The sequence below is a fragment of the Burkholderia sp. LAS2 genome, assembly GCF_018417615.1.
Lineage (GTDB): Bacteria > Pseudomonadota > Gammaproteobacteria > Burkholderiales > Burkholderiaceae > Burkholderia > Burkholderia sola.
The window spans coordinates 3,500,707-3,521,443 of record NZ_CP071052.1; the positions used below are offsets into that span (position 1 = coordinate 3,500,707).

A 20,737-nucleotide genomic window follows, 5' to 3' on the forward strand; every position below is an offset into this window, starting at 1 on the left:
TCAGGCCGTCCGGTCGCGGGGGCGCCGGCGGGGGGGCGGCCCCCCCCCCCGCGGCAGGCCACCGCGTCGCTCGGTGCGGTGCGTGCGGAGCCGGCGCCCGCACCGGCGCCGGGCACCGCGCGCGTACCGCCCGCGCTCGCCGACGACGCGAAGGCGCAGCGCGGGATCAATGCGCTCGACAGCACCGGCGACCTGCTGCTCGCGCTGGTGTCGGCGGGCCGCGCGCTGCCGCTGCGCGATCTCGCGACGGCGGCGGGCATGCCGGCAGCGAAGGCGTTTCCGCATCTGGTCAGCCTGCAGAAGATCGGCCTGCTGAGCCGCGACGACGCCGGCTGTTTCGACGGCGGCCCGCTCGCGCAGGCGCTCGGCCTGATCGCGATGCAGCGCGTGTCGCCGACGCGCGACGCGGAAGCCGAGATCGTCGCGCTCGCCGGCGCGACCGACATGAGCGTGGCCGCCGCGACGCTCGGGCCGCTCGGGCCGACCGTGATCCGGCTGGAAGAATCGGCGCGGCCGCAGCACGTGAGCCTGCAGGTCGGCACCGTGATGTCCCTCGTCAATACGGCGATCGGTCGGGTTTTCGCGTCCGGCATGTCCGACGACGTGCTGGCCGACCTGCTCGCCGACGAGCCCGTGCGGCTCGCCGGCGCGCGCACCGCGCCGGACGGCGCGGCCTTCCGCTCACGGCTCGCGGCGATCCGCGCGGACGAACTCGATTTCGCGTTCGACGCGCCGGTGCCGGGCATCGGCACGATTGCCGCGCCCGTGTTCGATCACACCGGCAGCATCCGGCTCGTGATCGCGATCATCGGCTCGTCGCGCGGCTTCCCGCGCGGGCCGGACAGCGCGCTGGCGCAGACGCTGCGCGCCGCGACGCGACGGCTGTCCTGGCGCTTCGGGTGGATCGGCCGGTAGCCGCGCCCTTTTCCCCGACGTACGTACGTTCGATTCCGCTTCTTTCTGCCCGCGACGCCGCGCCGGCACGGCGTCGTCACGCCTGCCCGACAACCGCGGGCCGCCAATGTTCATGTTGCGCAGCAGCAACATGAATTGTCAGTAATTCTCATATAACGAAATCGCATTTCACAAGGCGGGGCCGTTTCGTTATGATTAGGGTTATCCCTAACTCGCCACCTATATGGGGCTTCGTCATGCAAACGCCTAATGTCTCCGATCGTTCCACCCAATCCACTGGCTGGCTCGCACGCGTTGGCGAGCTGCTGGCGGAAGCCTGGGCACTGCACCTCGAGAACTGCGAAGTCATCGCTGAAGCGCACGCGCGCCTGCCGCGCTGAGCGGAGCGCCGGTCGCCTGATTCGCTTGCGCTGACGCGCGCCGACCGCAGCTGTTGCGCGGCGTATTGGACGGGCGCGCCGGTCATGTAGAAAGAGGCTGGGGTCGTCCTTCCCGGCCGGATACGCTCACCGCATCGGAAGCGTTTCAAGGTCGTCCCGAGGCCGTGTTTCAGGCCGAAGCCGGCGCCGATTCGCATCGGCGCGGATCGTCGTCAGGCGGTTGTCCGGGCGGGAAGCCATTCTTCCCTTCCTGCGCGCGCTGGCGCCGGGCCATGCCGGACGGAAGATTCATCCGTTTTTGTGCTCCCGCGGGCCGTCTGCCCGGCGAGCCTTTCCTGTAAGCCGTTCGCCGGCTTTTCTCCGCGCCCGGGTCCGATCGCACCCGCCGTCGTTACAGCGACGGCCGCGCTCCTGTCTCTCCCCGTCACACCTGAATCGAAGGCACGTCCTTCATGCACCGCAGCGCGAACATCGAACGGCTGTGACGGATGCTCGAAATCCGGTACAGCTTTTCGCGCAGGAAGCGCTCGTAGCCGGCCGTGCCGTCCACCGCGACCTTGATCCAGTAGTCGTACTCGCCCGACACCAGATACGCCTCGAGCACCTCGGGCAGCGCCGCCAGTTCGGCGCCGAAGCGCGCCAGCGCGTCGTCTTCATGGCGATCGAGCGTGACTTCGAGGATCACGATGTCCGCGTAGCCGAGCTTGCGCTGGTTGACCAGCGCGACATAGCCGTCGATGTAGCCGTCGAGTTCGAGTTGCCGCGTGCGGTTCCAGCAGGCGGTGGTCGACATGCCGATCTGTTCGGCCAGTTCGGCGTTCGACAGACGCGCATTTTTCTGCAATGCCCCCAGGATCTTGCGGTCCTGACTGTCGAGCGTTTTCGGCGTGCGTTCGCGAGTTGCCATGGCGTGAAGAATCTTCTACTGAAAATCGGCATTCTATCTGAACGACATTCCGGTTTCAGGCCTGTTTTGCTGGAAAACAGGAAGCCTTTTAACCGGGCCGCTTGATACATTTTCTCCATGCCTGCTGCCCGGCACGCTCCCCGCGATCACCCCCTCGCAACGGGACGCACGGCCGCAATCACGAGTTGCGGTGCCGGCCGGCAGGCATGCGATTTCCCCGCCGCCCGCACGCCTATCCGACCGCGTGCGGGGCCGGTGCCTGCTTCCCCGTTCCTGCCCGTCCGTCATGTCGTTCAAGCTTTATCTGTCGTTCCTCGCTGCTTCCGTCGTCCTCATCTACGCACCCGGCCCCGTCAACCTGCTCACGATGAACCAGGCGCTGCGCACCGGCTGGCGCCGCGCGCTGCCGTGCGTCTGGGGCGGCACGCTCGCCGTGCTGCTGCAACTCGCGCTGACCGCGCTGTGCCTGAATTCGCTGGTCCACCTCGACGAACACGCGCTCACCGTGCTGCGCTGGGCCGGCGCCGCGTATCTCGTGTGGCTCGGCGGCAAGCAATGGCTGAGCCGCACGCCGGCCGGCGCAGCCGCGGCGCCGGCCGAGGCCGGCATCACCGGCACCGGAACGGCAATCGCCGCGCCGGACGCCGACACCGGACGCACGCTATTCTGGCGCGGCGTCGCGACTTCCGGTCTGAATCCGAAGACGCTGCTGTTCTTTCCGTCGTTCTTTCCGCAGTTCATCAGCCCGACTGCCGACTGGAGCCTGAACCTTCAATACCTGCTGCTCGCCGCGACGTTCGCGCTGCTGTTCGCGGGCGGCGTCGCGTCGATGGCGCTGTTCTCGCACCGGCTGAGCCGCGCGTTGCAGCGGCCGGCGCGGATGCGTGCGATGAACCGCGTGACGGGCGGGCTGCTCGTCGGAATGGGCGCGATCATGGTCGGCTGGAACTGAGCACCGCCGACGCGTTTCTTTCCACGCGGCCGCACGACCGCACGCCCCGCACCGGCGGCGACGCCGCCAGTACAATCGCGCGATGTCCGAATTGCTCACTTACGGCGGCCTGTTCGCCGTGTCGATGGTCGCCGCGACCCTGTTTCCGCTCCAGTCCGAAGCCGTGCTCGCCGGCCTGCTGCTCGCCGGCCGCGAACCCGTGTGGGCGCTGGTGCTCGTCGCGAGCGTCGGCAATGTCGCCGGCTCGGCGATCAATTGGGCGCTCGGGCGCGGCATCGAGCACTTTCGCGAGCGCCGCTGGTTTCCGGTCAAGCCGTCGGCGCTGGCGCGCGCCGAGGGCTGGTATGCGCGCTACGGCCGCTGGTCGCTGCTGCTGAGCTGGGCGCCGGTGATCGGCGATCCGCTGACGATGATCGCCGGCGTGCTGCGCGAGCCGCTGCCGACCTTTCTCGTCATCGTGACGATCGCAAAGGTCGGCCGCTATCTGGCCGTCGCGTGGCTCGTCACGCACTGACCTCCGCCCTCCCTTCGCCCGCCTGCCGGTCCGCGATGCGCGACAGCCGCTAAAGATTTCGCGAAAGTTGCCGTATTAACGGGTCCACGAGCGGTGACGCGTGCGTTCCGCCCCCTCTCACTCCACTCAGGATGTTCCATGAGACTGACCCAATTGGGCCGGGTGAGCGTCGGCGCGCGTCTGGCCGCGCTCGCGTGCACGCTCGTCGCCCTGCTGTTTACCGTGTTCGCGTGGACGCTCGCCCATTTCGCCGGCCAGCAGCTCGCCGAAGAAGCGCACCTGCGGATCGACGACAGGGAGCAGTCGATCCGCGCGATGGTCGACCTGTTCGACAAGGCGCTCACCGCCGAAGCCAACCGCTCGATGTCGCTGTTCGCGAGTTTCCTGCCGGCCGACTTCTCGCTCGACCCGGCACGCACGGTCGATATCGGCGGCGTCGCCGCGCCGACCCTCTTCGCGGGCGGCCAGCCGCTCGACCTCGATTACTCGATTCCCGACCAGTTCCTGAAGAAAAGCGGCGCGATCGCGACGATCTTCGCGCGCGACGGCGACGACTTCGTGCGCATCACGACGTCGCTGAAGAAGCAGGACGGCGCGCGCGCCGTCGGCACCAAGCTCGACCGCGCGGGCCCCGCGTATGCGCCGCTGGTCGCGGGGCGCAGCTATACGGGCCTCGCGAAGCTGTTCGGCCGGTCGTACATCACGCAGTACAAGCCGGTGACCGACGCGACCGGCCGCGTGATCGGCGCGCTGTTCGTCGGCCTCGACATCGGCGCCGAGCTCAAGCTGGTCGAGGACGGCATCCGCTCGCTGAAGATCGGCGACAACGGCTACTACTTCGTGCTCGATGCATCGCAGGGCCCGTCGCGCGGCGCCTTCGTCGTGCATCCCGACGCGGCGGGCCAACCGGCCGACAACACGCGCGCGCCCTACGCGCAGATGCTCGCGACGGCCCAAGGCCGGCTCGCATACACGTCGACCGACCCGGCCGCGCACGACGCTGGCCCGACCGCGAAAGTCGTGTCCTTCACGACGATTCCGCAGTGGCAATGGCTCGTCGGCGGCATCGCGCTCGACGACGAACTGCTCGCCACGATGCGCGCCACCCGCAACCGCTTCCTGATGATCGGCGCCGTGCTGGTCGCGGCGTTCGCGACGCTGTTCGTGATCGTCGTGCGTCGCGTCGTGAGCCGGCCGCTGGAAGCCGCCGCCCGCGCCTCCGAGCGCTACGCGGCAGGCGATCTCAGCGTGCGCATTCGCGACAGCGCGGGCGCGGTCGAGCAAGGCAGCGCGGGCAACGACGAGATCGGCCGGCTCGTGCAGGCGGTCGACGGGATCGGCGACGGCCTCGCGCGCATCGTCGCACAGGTGCGCAACAGCGCGGCCGACATCGCGCACGGCACGGTCGGCATCGCGGCCGGCAGCGGCGACATCGCCGCGCGGATCGCGACGCAGGCGAGCAGCGTCGAGCAGACGGCCGCGAGCATGGAGCAGATCACCGCCGCCGTGCAGCAAAGCGCCGAGCACGCGGCGCAAGCCAACGCGCTGGTCGCGGACGCATCGGCCGCCGCGACGAACGGCGACGCCGCGGTGCAGCGCGTGGTCGCGACGATGGACGACATCGGCCGCGCGACGCGCCGGATCGCGGAGATCACCGGCGCGATCGAAGGCATCGCGTTCCAGACCAACATCCTCGCGCTGAACGCGGCCGTCGAGGCCGCCCGCGCGGGCGAACACGGCAAGGGCTTCGCGGTGGTCGCGGCCGAGGTGCGCGCGTTGGCGCAGCGCAGCGCGGCCGCGGTCAAGGAGATCGACGCCCTGAGCGCCGAATCGTCGACGACCGTCGAACAGGGTTACCGGATCGCGGACGCCGCGCGCGGCACGATGCGCGACATCGTCGCGCGGGTCGACCAGGTCCGCACGCTGATCGGCGAGATCAGCGCGGCGTCGCGCGAACAATCGACCGGGATCGAGCAGGTGAACCTGGCCGTCACGCAGATCGGCGAAGCGACACAGCAGAATGCGACGCTGATCTCCGATGCCGAGCGCGCGGCCGTCGCGTTGCGCGACCAGGCCGCGCAGTTGTCGGACGCGGTCAGCGTGTTCCGGCTCGAACGCAACGCGTGACGGGCGACCGATGATCGACCTGGGCCGGGCGGCTGGCTTACTTCTTGTCGCCCGCCAGGTCGATCGCCTTGTCCGAGCCGACCGCATGGCGCAGCTGGAACTTCTGGATCTTGCCGGTCGATGTCTTCGGCAGCTCGCCGAAGCGCACGACCTTCGGCACCTTGAAGCCCGCGAGCAGTTGCCGGCAGTGCGCGACGATCTCCGCCTCGGTCGCGCTCGCGCCTTCGCGCAGCTCGACGAACGCGCACGGCACCTCGCCCCACTTCGGGTCGGGCATCGCGACGACGGCCGCGACCGCCACCGCCGGATGCCGGTACAGCGCGTCCTCGACCTCGATGCTCGAGATGTTCTCGCCGCCCGAGATGATGATGTCCTTCTTGCGATCCTTGATCCGGATATAGCCGTCCGGCATCAGCACCGCGAGATCGCCGGTATGGAACCAGCCGCCGTGGAACGCCTCGTCGGTCGCCTTCGGGTTCTTCAGGTAGCCCTTCATGCAGATGTTGCCGCGGAACATGATCTCGCCGAGCGTCTCGCCGTCGGCCGGCACCGGCGTCATCGTGTCGGGATCGAGCACCGTCGCGCCCGCTTCGAGGTGGTAGCGCACGCCCTGGCGCGCATTGAGCCGCGCGCGTTCCTCGTCGGAGACGGCGTCCCAGTGCGCCTGCTTCGCGCAGACGGTCGCCGGGCCGTAGACCTCGGTCAGCCCGTACACGTGCAGCAGGTCGAAGCCGATTTCCTTCATTTTCGCGATCACGGCCGGCGCGGGCGCCGCGCCGGCGACCATCGCGTGCACCGTATGGTCGATCCCCGCGCGCAACTCGGCCGGCGCGTTCGCGATCGCGCTCTGCACGATCGGCGCGCCGCAGTAATGCGTGACGCGCTCGCGGCGGATCAGGTCGAACACGGTCTTCGCGTCGAACTTGCGCAGGCACACGTTCACGCCCCCGCGCGCCGCGACGGCCCACGGGAAACACCAGCCGTTGCAGTGAAACATCGGCAGCGTCCACAGATACACCGCGTGCTTCGGCATGTCCCATTCGAGGATGTTGCTGATCGCCGCGAGATACGCGCCGCGATGGTGGTAGACGACGCCCTTCGGATCGCCGGTCGTGCCCGACGTGTAGTTCAGCGCGATCGCCTCCCATTCGTCGGCGGGCGGCGTCCATGCGTAGCCGGCGTCGCCGCCCGCCACGAATGCCTCGTAGTCGGTCGCGCCCGCGAAACGGTCGGGGTCGGCCGGCATCGCGTCGGCCACGCTGACGATCTTCAGGCCCGGCACCTCGAGCGCCGCGCGATGTGCGAGCTCCGCGTATTCGGTGTCGACGATCAGCACCTTCGCCTCGCCGTGACGCAGCATGAACAGCACCGACGACACGTCGAGCCGCGTGTTGATCGTGTTCAGCACGGCGCCGGCCATCGGCACGCCGAAGTGCGCCTCGACCATCGCCGGGATGTTCGGCAGCAGCGCCGCGACCGTGTCGCCGCGACCGACACCGGCCTGCGCGAGCGCGCTCGCCAGCCGCTTCGCGCGCGTGCAGGTCTCGCCCCACGTGCGCCGCACGTCGCCGTGCACGATCGCGAGGCGCTCGCCGTAGACTTCGGCCGCGCGGATCAGGAAATCGATCGGCGTGAGCGGTACGTAGTTGGCATCGCGGCGGCCGAGCCCGGCCTCGAACATCTGCGTCATGATCCTGTCTCCCGTGTTCTGTCGACCGGGATGCGTGCACCCCGGATCGTCTTGATGTGGTTCAATGGCCGACAGCCTAACGGGCGCTATTGTGAGCCGTCTGTCGTCGAAACGACAGAGTGCCGCTCAGGCGCTGCGCGTTATCCCTATCCTCGCAAACCCGCACCCATGCACGACCATCCCGACGCGGCCGCCCGGCCAGCCGATACGCTCCCCGAACCGGGCCCGTTGCCGCCGCTCGCGACGCTGTTCGGCCAGTGCGCGTGGTTCCGCACGCTGGCGCCCGAACACCAGGCGCTCGTGCTCGCCCAGTCGCACGTCGTGCAGTGCGACGCCGGCGACGTGATCGCGCGCCGGCTCGCGCCGTCCGCATACTGGATCGGCGTCCATCAAGGGCTGCTGAAGCTCGCGATCTTCAACGTGTCGGGGCGCGGCTGCACGTTTTCCGGCGTGCCGTCGGGCGGCTGGTTCGGCGAAGGCAGCGTGATCAAGCGCGAGCTGCGCAAGTACGAGGTCGTCGCGATCCAGCGCTCGACCGTGCTGTTCGTGCCGGTCGACACGTTTCATGCGCTGCTCGACACGAGCCTGCCGTTCACGCGCTTCGTGATTCATCAGCTGAACAACCGGATGGGCGAATTCATCGCGTCGATCCAGAACAGCCGGCTGCTCGACGTCGACGCGCGCGTCGCGCAGGCGCTCGCGCAGCTCTTCAACCCCGCGCTGTATCCGGATACCGGCCCGTCGCTGTCGATCTCGCAGGAGGAACTGGGGATGCTCGTCGGCGTGTCGCGCCAGCGGATCAACCAGGCGCTGCAGCAGCTCGAGAAGCTCGGCGCACTGCGGCTCGCGTACAACCAGATCGAGGTCGTCGATCTCGACGCGCTCGCGCGCTTCGGCATGGAGCAGCTGTGAGCGCCGCCCGCTGCACGAAACCGTCGCCATCGCGGCCGCGCACTCCGTCTGCGGAATCGGCCGAAGGCCGGCGTGCCCCAACCTGACCATTCCGCCAGTTTCGCGACAGTAACCCGTTGCGGGCCGACGCCTATCATTCGGGTTCCCTTCACCGACGCCCGATCACCGCCTGCCCCGCTGCCTCCATGTGGATCGTCAATCTCGCGCTCAGGCGCCCCTACACGTTCATCGTGATGGCCATCATGATCGTGCTGGCCACCCCGCTTGCGCTGATGCGCACACCGGTCGACGTGCTGCCCGCGATCAACATCCCCGTGATCAGCGTGATCTGGAATTACAGCGGCTTCTCCGCGACGGAGATGACGAATCGCATCACGTCCGTCCATGAACGGATCCTGACGACGACCGTCAACAACATCCAGCACGTCGAATCGACGTCGCTGCCCGGCATCGCGGTCGTGAAGGTGTTCCTGCAACCGGGCGCGAACGTGCAGACGGCGATCGCGCAGACGGTGTCGTCCGCGCAGGCGATCGTGCGGCAGATGCCGCAGGGCGCGACGCCGCCGCTCGTGATCACCTATTCCGCGTCGAGCATTCCGGTGATCCAGCTCGGGCTGTCGAGCAAGACGCTCAGCGAACAGTCGCTCGCCGACATCGCGCTCAACTTCCTGCGCCCGCAGCTGATCACGGTGCCGGGCGTGCAGATTCCGTTTCCGTACGGTGGCCGCACGCGCGTGGTCGCGATCGACCTCGATCCGCAGGCGCTGCAAGCGAAGGGCCTCACGCCGGCCGACATCGTCAACGCGGTCAATGCGCAGAACCTCGTGCTGCCGACCGGCACAGCGAAGATGGGACAGACCGAATACCGGATCGACACGAACGCGTCGGCCGATACGGTCGCCGACATCAGCAACCTGCCGGTCCAGACGATCAACGGCGCGACGACCTACCTGCGCGAGGTCGCGGCGGTGCGCGACGGCTTCGCGCCGCAGACCAACGTCGTGCGCCAGAACGGCCAGCGCGGCGTGCTGATCTCGATCCTGAAAAGCGGCGACGCGTCGACGCTCAAGGTCGTGTCGGACCTGAAGGCGCTGCTGCCGAAGGTGATCCCGACGCTGCCCGAGGGGCTCACGATCACGCCGCTGTTCGACCAGTCGGTGTTCGTCAACGCGGCCGTCCAGGGCGTGATCCACGAGGCGCTGATCGCCGCCGTGCTGACCGCGATGATGATCCTGCTGTTCCTCGGCAACTGGCGCAGCACGCTGATCATCGCGATCTCGATCCCGCTGTCGATCTTCACGTCGCTGATCGCGCTGTCCGCGCTCGGCGAGACCATCAACATCATGACGCTGGGCGGGCTTGCGCTCGCGGTCGGCATTCTCGTCGACGATGCGACCGTCACGATCGAGAACATCGAGCGGCATTTGCATCTCGGTACGCGCCGGGCCGCCCCAAGCGTGCCGAGCAGCCCCCTCGGGGGGCAGCGACCGGAGGGAGCGTGGGGGTCGTCGTTCAGTACCGACCTGCACGAAGCGATTCTCGAAGGCGCAGGCGAAATCGCGGTGCCCGCGCTCGTGTCGACGCTGTGCATCTGCATCGTGTTCGTGCCGATGTTCTTCCTGACCAGCGTCGCGCGCTTCCTGTTCGTGCCGCTCGCGGAAGCCGTCGTGTTCGCGATGCTCGCGTCGTACGTGCTGTCGCGCACGCTGGTGCCGACGCTCGCGATGCTGCTGTTCCGCCCGCAGCAGGCGAGCACCGGCCCCGCCGCTTCGACGTCGCGCTTCGCGCGCATCCATCACGCGTTCAACCATGCGTTCGAACGGCTGCGCGCGTGGTACATCGTGCTGCTCAGCATCCTGCTCGTGCGCCGCCGCTTCTACGCGCTGTGCTTCCTCGCCTTCTGCGTGCTGTCGACGGGCCTCGTGTTCGTGCTCGGCCGCGACTTCTTCCCGAACGCCGATTCCGGCAACCTCCGGCTGCACGTGCGTGCGCCGACCGGTTACCGGATCGAGGAAACCGCGCGGCTCGCCGACCAGGTCGAGCGCGTGATCCGCGAAACCGTGCCGCCCGACGAGCTCGGCGCGATCGTCGACAACCTCGGGCTGCCGGTGAGCGGCATCAACCTGTCGTACAGCAACGCCGGCACGATCGGCACGCTCGACGGCGAGCTGCTGATCGCGCTGAAGCCCGGCCACCGCGCGACCGCGCACTACGTCGAGACGCTGCGCACGCTGCTGCCGCAACGCTTCCCGGGCGTCGAGTTCTTCTTCCAGCCGTCGGACATCATCACGCAGATCCTCAACTTCGGGCAGCCGGCCGCGATCGACGTGCAGGTGCTCGGCAACGATCTCGCGAGTAACATGACCATTGCGAGCAGCCTGATGAAAAAGATCAGGCAAATCCCCGGCGCCGTCGACGTACACGTGCTGCAACGCAACGACGAACCGACCCTGCTGGCCGACATGGACCGTACGCGCATGCAGCAGCTCAATCTCTCCGCGCAGAACGTCGCGCAGAACATGCTGATCTCGCTGTCGGGGAGTTCGCAGACGACGCCGTCGTTCTGGATCAACCCGCGCACCGGCGTCCAGTACCCGCTGCAGATCCAGACCCCGCAATACAACCTGTCGTCGGTCGACGACCTGCTCGGCACGCCGATCTCCGCCAGCGGCCGCACGGGCATGCCGCTGCAACTGCTCGGCAACCTGGTGCAGGTGCGCAGCACCGTGAACCCGGCCGTGATCACGCACTACAACATTCGCCCGGCGATCGACGTGTACGTGAGCGTCGAGGGCCGCGATCTCGGCGCGGTCGCGGGCGAGATCGACCGCATCGTGGCCGACGCGCGCGCGACGCTGCCGCGCGGCACCGACCTCACGATGCGCGGCCAGATCGAGACGATGCGCACGTCGTATGTCGGCCTCGGCGCGGGCGTCGCGATGGCGATCGTGCTCGTCTACCTGCTGATCGTCGTCAATTTCCAGTCGTGGCTCGACCCGCTGATCATCATCAGCGCGATGCCGGCCGCGCTCGCCGGCATCGCTTGGATGCTGTTCGTCACCGGCACGCACCTGAGCGTGCCCGCGCTGACGGGCGCGATCATGACGGTCGGCGTCGCGACCGCGAACAGCATTCTCGTCGTGTCGTTCGCGCGCCAGCGCCTCGCGGCCGGCGCGCCGCCGCTCACGGCCGCGCTCGAAGCCGGCGCGACACGGATCCGTCCGGTGCTGATGACGGCGCTCGCGATGATCATCGGGATGGTGCCGATGGCGCTCGGTCTCGGCGAAGGCGCCGAGCAGAACGCGCCGCTCGGCCGCGCGGTGATCGGCGGGCTGCTGTTCGCGACCGTTTCGACGTTGCTGTTCGTGCCGCTCGTGTTCGGCGGCGTGCATGCGCGACTGGCCCGGCGACGCGCGCGCCAGGCCGGTCACTGACTTTCGCCCCACTACCCGGTTGAACTGGTTGAATTCATGGAAGAGAAACATCACAGCGCCGTCGGCATCCAGGTGGACGAACACGGCATGCACCTGCCGGCGCGCGCGTCGGTGTCGCGACGCGGCCGGATCGTCGTGATCGTGATCGGCGTGCTGCTGGCCGCCGGCGCCGCGCGCACCCTCGTCGTCAACGTGCTGAACCGGCATCGCCTCGACGCGGTCGCCGAGCAGAACACGCGCCAGTACGTGAGCGTCGTGCATCCGGTAGACGCGGCCACCGGCGGCAAGCTGACGCTGCCCGGCACGCTGCGCGGCTTCGTCGAGGCGCCGATCTATGCGCGTGCCAGCGGCTACGTGCTGCGCTGGCAGGCCGACATCGGCGCGCACGTGAAGCAGGGGCAAACGCTCGCCGAACTCGACACGCCGGAGCTGAACCAGGAACTCGCGCAGGCCACCGCGCAACGCCAGCAGGCGCAAGCGTCGCTCGCGCTCGCGAAGACGTCGTTCGACCGCGCGCAGCAGCTGCGCCAGCGCGATGCCGTGTCTCAGCAGGAACTCGACGACCGGCAAGGCGCGTTCAACCAGGGCACCGCGAATCTCGCCGCGGCCGACGCGAACATGCGCCGCCTCACCGAGTTGAAGGGCTTCCAGCGGATCGTCGCGCCGATCGACGGGATCGTCACGCAGCGCAACGTCGACGTCGGCGATCTCGTCAATTCCGGCAACGCCGGCCGCTCGCTGTTCACGGTCGTGCAGGCCGACCGGCTGCGCCTGTACGTGCAGGTGCCGCAGGCGTATGCACAGCAGATCAAGGTCGGCCAGCACGTGAGCGTCGCGCAGGCCGAGCTGCCGGGGCGGACCTTCGACGGCACGATCACGCGCACGTCGCAGGCGATCGACGTCGCCACGCGTTCGCTGCAGATCGAGATCACGCTGCCGAACCCGGACGGGCGGCTGCTGCCCGGCGCGTACGTGCAGGCGACGCTGCCGATGACGCCGGTCGGCCGCCTGCAGGTGCCGGCCAATACGCTGCTGTTCCGCGCCGAAGGCCCGACGGTCGCGACCGTCGATGCGAACGGCAAGGTCCGGCTGAAACAGGTGACGGTCGTGCGCACGATCGGGCAGACGCTCGAAGTCGACGGGCCGATCACGCCGAACGATCGCCTCGTCGCGAACCCGAGCGACGCGCTCGCGACCGGCGACGCGGTCGTCGTGCAGGCGCCGGCGGCGCAGCCGGCCTCGGCCGTCGCGGGAGCGAAGTCGTGAGTGCGATACGCACGCGCGTGCACCCGGCCGCGATTGGCGCCGTCGCGATCGTCGCGGCGGCGGTGCTCGCCGGCTGCACGGTCGGCCCGGATTACCGGCGCCCGGCCGTCGACACGCCGGCCGCGTGGCGGCTCGATCCGGCCGACGCATACTGGCAGCCGGCCGCGCCGGCCCGCGCGCCGCTCGATCCGGCCTGGTGGACCGCGTTCGGCGACGCCCAGCTCGACGCGCTGGAAGCCGATGCGCTGCGCAATAACCAGAACCTGAAGGCGGTCGCCGCGCGCTACGACCAGGCGAAGGCGACGCTCGCGTCGGTCGCATCCGCACAGTATCCGGCCGTCGGGCTGAACGCGAGCGGCCAGCGCTTCAAGATCTCCGCCGACCGGCCGCAGACCAACTACGCGACGAAGAGCATGTCGACCGTGCAGAACGAGATCCAGGTCGGCGCGGCGGTCAGCTACGAACTCGACCTGTTCGGCCGCGTGCGGCGCAACGTCGAAGCCGCGCAGGCCAGCTCCGAGCAGGCGCGCGACGATTTCGCGAACGCGCGCCTCGTACTCGGCGCCGATCTGGCGTCGAGCTATTTCGCGCTGCGCGAGCTCGACACCGAGATCGACGTCGTCAGGCGTTCGATCGAACTGCAACAAAAGGCGCTCGACTACGTGAGCGCGCGCCACGACCTCGGCGCGGTGTCGGGTCTCGACCTGTTGCAGCAGCGCGCGCAGCTCGACGCGACGCGCACGCAGGCGCAGTTGCTGATTCAGCAGCGCGCGCAGGTCGAAACCGCGATCGCGACGCTGGTCGGCACGCCGGCCCCCGCGTTCTCGCTGCCGCCGCGCGTGGTGCCGATCAACGCGCCCGCGCTGCCGACCGGCATGCCGAGCGACCTGCTGCAGCGGCGCCCCGACGTCGCGTCGGCCGAGCGCGCGATGGCCGCCGCGAACGCGCAGATCGGCGTCGCGCGCGCCGCGTATTTCCCGCGCATCACGCTGTCGCCGGACATCGGCTGGGACGCGACGCGCTTCGCGGGCCTGTTCACCGTGCCGGCGCTGCTGTGGTCGGTCGGCGGGTCGCTCAGCCAGCCGCTGTTCGAGGGCGGCAAGCTGAAGGCCGGCGTCGATTTCGCGCAGGCCGGCTACGTCGCCGCGCAGGCCAGCTACCGGCAGACCGTGCTCACCGCGTTCCAGGAGGTGCAAAATGCGGTCACGGGCCTGTCGGTCCTTGCCGACGCCGCGCAGCAGGCGTCGGCGGCCGTCGACGACGCGCGCAAGCTCGTGTCGCTCGCGCAGGACCGCTACGCGGGCGGCCTGACGCCGTTCATCGACGTGCTGACGGCCCAGCAGCAACTGCTGACGAGCGAGCGCCAGGCCGTGCAGATCCAGGGCCAGCGCGCGGCGCTCGTCGTGTTTCTCGCGAAGGCGCTCGGCGGCGGCTGGGACGGCGATGCGTCTAACGGCCCCGCGCCGTCCGACGTCGCGTCGGCGGCCCCGCCGCGCGGCGCGAGCGTCGGGCCTTGAGCCGCCCTTAACCCGGTTACGCGGACAACGAACATGAAAGTGCTGATCGTCGAGGACGAACCGAAAGTCGTCGAATACCTGAAAAGCGGTCTGACCGAGGAAGGCTGGGTCGTCGACACCGCGCTCGACGGCGAGGACGGTGCGTGGAAAGCTGTCGAATTCGACTACGACGTGGTCGTGCTCGACGTGATGCTGCCGAAGCTCGACGGCTTCGGCGTGCTGCGCGCGTTGCGCGCGCAGAAGCAGACGCCGGTGATCATGCTGACCGCGCGCGATCGTGTCGACGACCGCGTGCGGGGCTTGCGCGGCGGCGCCGACGACTACCTGACCAAGCCGTTCTCGTTCCTCGAACTGATCGAACGGCTGCGCGCGCTGACGCGCCGCGCGCGCGTGCAGGAATCGACGCTGATCTCGATCGGCGACCTGCGCGTCGACCTGATCGGCCGCCGCGCGACTCGCGACGGCGCGCGGCTCGACCTGACCGCGCAGGAATTCCAGCTGCTCGGCGTGCTCGCGCGGCGCAGCGGCGAGGTGCTGTCGAAAACGACCATCGCCGAACTCGTGTGGGACGTGAACTTCGACAGCAACGCGAACGTCGTCGAGACGGCGATCAAGCGCCTGCGCGCGAAGCTCGACGGCCCGTTCGCGGACAAGCTGCTGCACACGATCCGCGGGATGGGCTACGTGCTCGAGGCGCGCGAGGACGGCGACGTGGAGCGACACGCATGAAACGCTCGATCGCCCTGCGCCTGTCGGCGATGTTCGGCATCGTGTCGCTGCTCGTGTTCACGCTGGTCGGCTGCGGGCTGTTCGTGATGATGGAGCGCCAGTTGCTCGCCGAGCTGCGCGCGACGATCGACACGCGCGCGAAGGTCGCGCAGATGATCGTGTCGCATGCGACCACGGCCGCGCGCGGCCGCGTGATGCAGGAAAAGCTCGCCGACCTCGAACCGCCCGACGGGTCGACGCGCTATCAGGTCGACAGCCCCGACGCCGCTTTCCGCTTCGGTCATCCCGTCGACGGTGTGCCCGACGGCAAGCCATTCGGTGCGTTCCAGCAGTACGCGCTCAACAACAGCAGCTACAACGTGATGACGAAGACCGTCGCGATCGCGGGCAGCGGCGAGCGCCCGGACGTGAAGCTGATCGTCGCGTCGTCGTGCGAGCGCACGCAGCGGATGCTGCGCCGTTTCGTGTGGACGCTGGCCGCGCTGATCGCGACGGCCACCGTCATCACGCTGCTGCTGAGCCGCGCGGTCGCGCGCTTCGGGCTCGCGCCGCTCGACCGGCTGTCGCAGGACGCGGCGAGCGTGAGCGCGACCAACCGCCGCCAGCGGTTGCACACCGACGCGCTGCCGACCGAGCTGCGCGATCTCGCGACGTCGTTCAACGGCGCGCTCGAACGCATCCAGCAAACCTACGCGCGGCTCGAAGCGTTCAACGCGGACGTCGCGCACGAGCTGCGCACGCCGATCAGCATCCTGATCGGCCAGACCCAGGTCGCGCTGACGAGCCGCGACCGCTCGGTCGACCGGATGCGCCAGACGCTGCAGTCGAATCTCGAGGAATTCGAGCGGCTGCGCGTGATCATCAACGACATGCTGTTCCTGTCGCGCAGCGACCGCGGCGAACGCGCGACCGACCTGAAGGACGTGTCGCTCGCCGACGAGGTGCGGCGCATGCTCGACTTCCTCGAAATCCCGCTCGACGAGGCGCAGTTGCGCGCCGAACTGCACGGCGATGCGCGCGCGGCCGTCGATCCGTCGCTGTTCCGCCGCGCGATGACGAACCTGCTGATCAACGCGATCCAGCATTCGGCGCCGGGCGCGACGCTGAACGTGACGATCGCGCGCCGCGACGCGCTCGTCGAGATGACCGTGTCGAACCCCGGCGAGCCGATCGATCCGGTGCAGCGCGCGCACGTGTTCGAGCGTTTCTACCGGCTCGAGGAAGCGCGCGCGAACAGCAAGGAAAACCACGGGCTCGGGCTGTCGATCGTCAAGGCCGTGGCCGAGATGCACGGCGGCGGCGTGTTCGTCGCGTGCTCGGGCGGCGTCAATACGTTCGGTTTTTCGGTGTCGACGCAACCGTGGTCGGGCGGGCCGCTGCGCGCGGCCGACGCCGCTGGCCCGGCCGATTCCACCGATTCCGCTGATCCGAGCGGCGCTCACCCGGCGCACGTGCCGCGCGCGTTGCATTGACGGCGGCCGCGGCGGCCGCGCCGTCGACGCCCCGCCGCTTCCGGTCGGCGCTTGCCTGTCGCGAACGCGGCCCAGGACGACGCGTTACGCGCGCGACTTGCCGCCCTGGTCGCGCCACGCCCGCGGCGACATCGCGAACCGCTCGCGAAACACGCGACTGAAATGCGACATGTCGTTGAATCCCCAGCGCAACGCGATGTCGGACACGCGCAGCACCGCGCATTGCGGATTCGCGAGATCCTGCGCGCACCGCTCGAGTCGCAGGTTCAATACGTAACGCATCAGCGACGTGTTTTCGGCCTCGAACAACTTGTTGATGTACCGCGACGAAATCCCGATCGACCGCTCGATCATCATCGGGCTCAGCTCCGGATCGTGCAGCTGCTCGAGCAGATGCCGCTTCACGCGCGTCAGCGTCAACGTCTTCATCCTCGATTGCGCGAGGTCGTTGCGCTGCATGCCCCCGAGCGTCATCGCGATCAGCGAGATCGCGGTATCCGACAACTGCCGCATCTCGTCCTCGGTCACGCTGCCGATCTGCGACGACATCTGCTCGAGAAACGCACGCATGACGCTGCCGACGCCCTGCCCGGTATGCGTCGGGCATGCCGTGCGGTGCTCCATCCCGACGACGAGCTGGTTCAGCGTCGCGCGCGGAATGCTGACGACGATCTCGCGCCACGACTGGCCGAACTGCAGGTGGTGAGGCCGGGTCGCGTCGTAGATCGCGAAATCCCCGGGATGCAGCGTGACGATCTTGCCGTCCTGCTCGACCGACTGGCTGCCCTCGAGCATCAACACGCCGAAATACTTGTCCTCATATTCGCTGCGCGCCTGGCGATAGCGCCGGATCACGGCCTGCTCGCTGGCGTAGATTTCCGAGATCCGCATCTTTTCGCATTTGCGCTGCCGCACTTGGCCGAAGAAATCGGCTTTCTGCACGGCCGCGATCTGCACGTCCGCGAACAAACGCAGAATCGTCTCGCGCCAAAACTCGATACGCTGGCTGACCGAGCCGTCGGTCGCCACCTCGATCACCGAATTCGTCCATTCGTCCGGCGTGCTGTCGTCGGCCGCCGGGCCGGGCGCGTCGCCGCTCGCGGCGCGCGGAAAAGGACGCATCGTCATGGTCGTGCCCCACATCGTTTAGCCAACATGCAGCCGGTAGCGTGCCCGTTCAAAAGCGCATTGTCCAATCGGCAACCGTGCAAGCCGGATTGCCGGTCGGACCGACATGCGGCGCGGCGGCGATGCGCTGCCGCGCCGCATGTCACGCGAACGTCGTCTGACGCCAGTCGGAAGACTGTTCATACGCATAGGCGCAGCGGTAGAGCGTCGCCTCGTCGAAGCGGCGCCCGACCAGTTGCAGCCCGATCGGCAGATCGTCGGCCACCCCGCACGGCAGCGACATGGCCGGATGCCCGGACACATCGAACGGCGCGGTATTCGCGAGCATCTCGAACGCGCGCGTCAACGACTCGGACATCGCACAGCCGGGCTTCGGCAGTTCCGACGCGCGCATCGGGACGGTCGGCATCAGCAATACGTCATACGATTGCAGCGCCGCGTCGTAATCCGCTCGCAAGCGTCGCGCGAGGTTCTGGCACTTCGCGTAGTAGCGCCCGCGATACCGGCTCGTGAAATATTCGCCGAGCAGCATCGTCACCTTCACGGTATCCGGCAACTCGTCCGCACGCTCGCGCCAGCCCGCGTGATGATCGATCATGCCGGTCACGTACAGGCCGCCCCAGTTGAAGCCGTGGCTGTTGCCCTTCATCATCTGCTGCGTCGCCCCCTCGGCCGCAATCGGCAGCCAGATCGCGGTGCCGGCCGCATGCAGCGGCACCGACACTTCGTCGACGCTCGCGCCCAGCTTGCGCAACCGGAGCGCGGCGACCCGCACGGCCTCGTCGACCACGCTCTCCGAATTCGCGAGCCCGAACGCCTCGCGCAGAATGCCGATCCGCAGGCCCGCGATGCCGTCGCGGATCGCGCCGAGATAATCGGCGCGCGGCGGCAACATCCGCTGGCGCGGATCGAGCCCGTCGTCGCCCGCGATGACGTCGAGCAGCAGCGCGTTGTCGAGCACGCTGCCCGTCATCGGCCCGAGATGATCGACGGTCGCCTCGATCGGCATCGCGCCGGTGTACGGCACGAGCCCATGCGTCGGTTTCATCCCGTAGATGCCGCAATAGGCGGACGGGATTCTCACCGAGCCGCCCTGGTCGCCGCCGAGCGCCATGTCGACCTCGCCGCTCGCGACCAGCGCACCGCTGCCGGACGACGAGCCGCCTGACGAATATCCGGCCTTGCGCGGATTGTGCACCGGCCCCGACGCGCTCGTGTGCGAGCCGCCGGAAAAGCAGTAGTACTCGCAGGTCGCCTTGCCGGCGATCGTCGCGCCGGCGTCGAGCACCCGCGTGACGACGGTCGCATCGATATCGGGCACGTAGCCCTCGAACGTGCTTGCGCCATTGCGCATCGGCACGCCGGCGACGCAGATGTTGTCTTTCACGGCCACCGTCTTGCCGCGCAGCTTGCCGTCGGCGGCACCGTGGATCGTGCTCTTGCGCGCCCACGCGCCGTAACGGTTCTCGTCGCCTTCGGGGCGGTAGCCGGGCGTGCGCGGATACGCGACGACGGGCAGATGGTCGGGCAGCGCGTCGATCGCGTCGTACGCGTCGAAGTTCGCCTGCAGCGCATCGTCGTATTCGGCGAGTTGGCGGGAATCGACATGAAAGCCGAAGCCGGCTGCAATGTCGGACAGTTGTTCGCGGGTCGGGCGTTTGATGGCCATCGACGTTCTCCAGTTCGGTAAGCGGCGCCGCGAGCCTGGGCGGCGCCGGCGGGATTCAGCGCGCGACGGCGACGGCGTCGCGCATCAGCCCGGTGCGCGGATGACAGTTCACGTATTCGTAGACCTGATGCCTTGCGTCGAAAACGGAAACCTCGTGATACAGCCGCAGTTTCGACAGCCCGGTGACGACGCGGAAGAACGTGACGAAGATCCGCAGGTGCGTCGGATGGGATTCGGCCCAGCGCTCGAGGCGGTCGAGCGAGCGCCAGTGGCCGATGTTGTAACTTTCGTCGAGCACGTTGCCGTCGAGATCGATCGAACGCACGTAGCGATTGCTGTAGCAGCCGACGTCCTTGCCGTTGTCGCGCAGGAATTCCATTCCGCTGCGCAGCGTCGGCTCGATCTCCTCCAGATACAGTTGGCGCTCGTCACTCTCCGCCGCGCGCCAGTCCTGACCGGACCGAATCAGCGCGATGTTGTCGTGCGCCAGTACGACCACACGGCCGCCGCGAGCCGGATCACCCTCGACGATGCGCAATTCGCCGTCCGCGCGCATCCAGTCCGTCTGCGAGATCGGGAACCGGTCACGCATCGATCCCCAGTAACCGTGCTCCTCGATCTCGCCGCTGACGCCGTCCATGATCGCGCCGACGCCGGGGAAATCGCTCGTAAATGCGTAAAGCGTCTCGAACTGCTCGGCGCGTGGCGCGACGATTTCCCGGAAGTAGCCGATCCCGTCCGCGAGGCGTGCGTCGGAGGCCCACCATTCGACGAGTGCCGGCGACGCGATCCAGCGTGCATACGCGGCCGGATCGCGCCAGTAGCCGACGGCAATCAGATTCTCGTAGCCCTGGTCATCGGTGTGTTGCGTCAGGTCGAAGGAGTTCGGACCGTCCTGCGCACCGAAATCGGCGACGATCCGGCGCAACGCGGCCAGCGCCGCCGCGCGCTTGTCGGCGCCGCGATACTGGACGCCGAAGTAGCCCATCACGACCTGGCTCAGATCTTCGGCGGCCCGGGCGACGTACATCGGGAACGGCGGCTGGTAATCGTCGGCGACGCGGCGCGACAGCGTCCGCGGGCAGATCAGGTGTTTGTCGATGGCGGATTCCATGCGTGACCTCT

14 protein-coding genes and 1 pseudogene are annotated in these 20,737 nt (G+C 68.6%); 10 read left to right on the top strand and 5 right to left on the bottom strand.

Features of this window, described 5'->3' with window-relative positions:
- Positions 1-51: 51 nt before the first annotated feature.
- Positions 52-915: pseudogene (locus JYG37_RS16230) on the top strand (IclR family transcriptional regulator); the annotation flags it as partial.
- An 804-nt stretch (positions 916-1,719) separates the two neighbouring features.
- On the opposite strand, the gene JYG37_RS16235 reads toward JYG37_RS16230, so the two are convergent.
- A complete protein-coding gene (locus JYG37_RS16235) occupies positions 1,720-2,202 on the bottom strand; it encodes an Lrp/AsnC family transcriptional regulator (RefSeq protein WP_213345592.1) in 483 nt (160 codons plus the stop codon).
- Positions 2,203-2,488: 286 nt separating this feature from the next.
- Between JYG37_RS16235 and JYG37_RS16240 the strand changes: the two genes are divergently transcribed.
- From JYG37_RS16240 to JYG37_RS16250, 3 genes are all read left to right on the top strand, one after another.
- A complete protein-coding gene (locus tag JYG37_RS16240; RefSeq protein WP_124650839.1) occupies positions 2,489-3,154 on the top strand; it encodes a LysE family translocator in 666 nt (221 codons plus the stop codon).
- Positions 3,155-3,236: 82 nt separating this feature from the next.
- Positions 3,237-3,668, top strand: coding sequence for a YqaA family protein (locus JYG37_RS16245; RefSeq protein ID WP_050010979.1), 432 nt, complete (start codon positions 3,237-3,239; stop codon positions 3,666-3,668).
- A 138-nt stretch (positions 3,669-3,806) separates the two neighbouring features.
- Positions 3,807-5,795: a methyl-accepting chemotaxis protein gene (locus tag JYG37_RS16250; protein ID WP_089489337.1), complete on the top strand. Its 1,989-nt coding sequence runs from the start codon at positions 3,807-3,809 to the stop codon at positions 5,793-5,795.
- Between the two features lie 37 nt (positions 5,796-5,832).
- On the opposite strand, the gene JYG37_RS16255 is transcribed toward JYG37_RS16250, so the two are convergent.
- Positions 5,833-7,485 carry an acyl-CoA synthetase gene (locus JYG37_RS16255; RefSeq protein WP_089489336.1) on the bottom strand — a complete coding sequence of 551 codons (1,653 nt, stop codon included), beginning with the start codon at positions 7,483-7,485 and terminating at the stop codon, positions 5,833-5,835.
- Between the two features lie 168 nt (positions 7,486-7,653).
- Here JYG37_RS16255 and JYG37_RS16260 point away from each other — a divergent pair, with 168 nt between their 5' ends.
- The 6 genes from JYG37_RS16260 to JYG37_RS16285 all read left to right on the top strand — a co-directional run bounded on the left by JYG37_RS16260 (position 7,654) and on the right by JYG37_RS16285 (position 16,815).
- A complete protein-coding gene (locus JYG37_RS16260) occupies positions 7,654-8,397 on the top strand; it encodes a Crp/Fnr family transcriptional regulator (RefSeq protein WP_050010976.1) in 744 nt (247 codons plus the stop codon).
- Positions 8,398-8,582: 185 nt separating this feature from the next.
- On the top strand, positions 8,583-11,831 hold the full coding sequence (locus JYG37_RS16265) for an efflux RND transporter permease subunit (protein ID WP_213345593.1): 3,249 nt from the start codon (positions 8,583-8,585) through the stop codon (positions 11,829-11,831).
- 36 nt (positions 11,832-11,867) lie between these two features.
- The gene (locus tag JYG37_RS16270; protein WP_050010974.1) at positions 11,868-13,097 is read left to right on the top strand and encodes an efflux RND transporter periplasmic adaptor subunit; all 1,230 of its coding nucleotides are present in this window, start codon (positions 11,868-11,870) and stop codon (positions 13,095-13,097) included.
- Between the two features lie 5 nt (positions 13,098-13,102).
- Positions 13,103-14,614: an efflux transporter outer membrane subunit gene (locus tag JYG37_RS16275; protein WP_213346102.1), complete on the top strand. Its 1,512-nt coding sequence runs from the start codon at positions 13,103-13,105 to the stop codon at positions 14,612-14,614.
- Between the two features lie 33 nt (positions 14,615-14,647).
- Positions 14,648-15,343: a heavy metal response regulator transcription factor gene (locus tag JYG37_RS16280; RefSeq protein WP_050010973.1), complete on the top strand. Its 696-nt coding sequence runs from the start codon at positions 14,648-14,650 to the stop codon at positions 15,341-15,343.
- Positions 15,340-16,815, top strand: coding sequence for a heavy metal sensor histidine kinase (locus JYG37_RS16285; protein ID WP_050010972.1), 1,476 nt, complete (start codon positions 15,340-15,342; stop codon positions 16,813-16,815). The genes JYG37_RS16280 and JYG37_RS16285 overlap by 4 nt, the downstream gene beginning before the upstream one ends.
- Before the next feature lie 84 nt (positions 16,816-16,899).
- On the opposite strand, the gene JYG37_RS16290 is transcribed toward JYG37_RS16285, so the two are convergent.
- The 3 genes from JYG37_RS16290 to oxdA all read right to left on the bottom strand — a co-directional run bounded on the left by JYG37_RS16290 (position 16,900) and on the right by oxdA (position 20,726).
- On the bottom strand, positions 16,900-17,943 hold the full coding sequence (locus tag JYG37_RS16290) for an AraC-like ligand-binding domain-containing protein (protein WP_050010971.1): 1,044 nt from the start codon (positions 17,941-17,943) through the stop codon (positions 16,900-16,902).
- A gap of 142 nt (positions 17,944-18,085) precedes the next feature.
- Entirely contained in the window at positions 18,086-19,612 is a 1,527-nt protein-coding gene (locus JYG37_RS16295) for an amidase (RefSeq protein WP_069616484.1), read from the bottom strand.
- A gap of 55 nt (positions 19,613-19,667) precedes the next feature.
- Positions 19,668-20,726, bottom strand: coding sequence for an aliphatic aldoxime dehydratase (gene oxdA, locus JYG37_RS16300; RefSeq protein WP_213346103.1), 1,059 nt, complete (start codon positions 20,724-20,726; stop codon positions 19,668-19,670).
- Positions 20,727-20,737 lie beyond the last annotated feature (11 nt).